This window comes from Ruegeria sp. HKCCD8929 (assembly GCF_013031405.1).
GTDB lineage: Bacteria > Pseudomonadota > Alphaproteobacteria > Rhodobacterales > Rhodobacteraceae > Ruegeria.
Window position 1 is genome coordinate 1 of the sequence record NZ_WPZY01000143.1, and the last position, 1,141, is coordinate 1,141.

Sequence of the window (1,141 nt, forward strand, 5' to 3'; positions counted from 1 at the left end):
AGCCCGATAGTCCGGCGTGACCTCTTCGGTCAGAAAGAAACTTCGCAACAAAACCCGATGAGGGACGCTTCCCGCTGGAACGGCAGGATGCGGTCTATGATGACTTGGAAGACAAACGGCTCCACCAGCCCGATCAGACGCAGGCAGATGGCCAGGAAGACCAGCTCGAGATAGAGCGGCGTGAACTTCCAGAGGGTCTGGCCAAACCAGGCAAGCGGGATTTCGCCTGCGTTTTCTTCGCGCAGGTCGGTCATGGACATGTGACTGCTCATTGCGGGTTTGAGATGGCGTCGGGCGCGCCGGTTACAGCATTGGGAGCGTCGGTCAGGTTGAGCAACCAGACGCCGCTACCATTCGAGCAAACCGCGCCGCTGAGATCGGTGTCAGCAAATGCGCAAGTGCATGTCGTGTGTTTCATGTGCATGTGGATGACCATGGGTTCAAATGCCGGTAATGATCCCCGGAACCGATCTAGTGGCTTGGTCAGCTGGGAAGAGCCGCAACCCTTTCCCCAGCCTGGCAAGACCACAATGAGCGATAGCTCAATCGTGGCGGCAGCACCGTCGACAACTCCCGGATGGTTTGCCTCAGGAAAGCAATTGCAAGACGATCGCAATTGCAGCGACGGACATCACGATAATACCCGTCACGCGCGCCAACTGAGACACCCACTGGACCATCGTTCCGGAAACGATCTCCGTAGATAAGAGGCCGTGCGACAAGTAGTTCCCAATGAGTATCGATAGAATTCCGGATAGAAACGCCAAAAGATCAGTGCCCTTGACGACTTCGATCTCATCGCGCCTCAACAAAACGAACAATGTTACGATGCCCAGTGTCGCCGATGCTATTTTCCGAATTTTCTCCATCGTTCTCTCCTTGTGTAGGGTACCTTGGGCAAAACCCAAGGCGCCACCCCTGGGGCTGCAACAACGAGGAGCAATGGCGCAGCGGGGTTGGCGACCGCGAGCCCTTGCAATCTTGCAAACACATCCCGGTCACAACACAGCCAGAGTGAATAACCAGATGAGTTCATTGGTGCGACCTTCAGAAACGGCCCCTACCCTTCTTAGGCTTTCAGGACATTGGCTGATCAGTAGTTCAGCCAGTAAACAGTGGATCGCCCGCCAGCTTCAGAGCG

General features: G+C 55.7%; 2 protein-coding genes. Both read right to left on the reverse strand.

Going from position 1 to position 1,141, the window contains the following annotated elements:
- Positions 1 to 29: 29 nt before the first annotated feature.
- Positions 30 to 260 (reverse strand): hypothetical protein, encoded by a 231-nt coding sequence (locus GOX53_RS29465; protein WP_217352006.1) that lies wholly within the window; start codon positions 258 to 260, stop codon positions 30 to 32.
- A 327-nt stretch (positions 261 to 587) separates the two neighbouring features.
- Entirely contained in the window at positions 588 to 869 is a 282-nt protein-coding gene (locus tag GOX53_RS29470) for a hypothetical protein (protein ID WP_171182428.1), read from the reverse strand.
- Positions 870 to 1,141: the final 272 nt, after the last annotated feature.

Bases quoted from the DNA above. Each gene is read 5' to 3' on its own strand.
- GOX53_RS29465 (WP_217352006.1), bottom strand. From the start codon at position 260: ATGTCCATGACCGACCTGCGCGAAGAAAACGCAGGCGAAATCCCGCTT.
- GOX53_RS29470 (WP_171182428.1), bottom strand. From the start codon at position 869: ATGGAGAAAATTCGGAAAATAGCATCGGCGACACTGGGCATCGTAACA.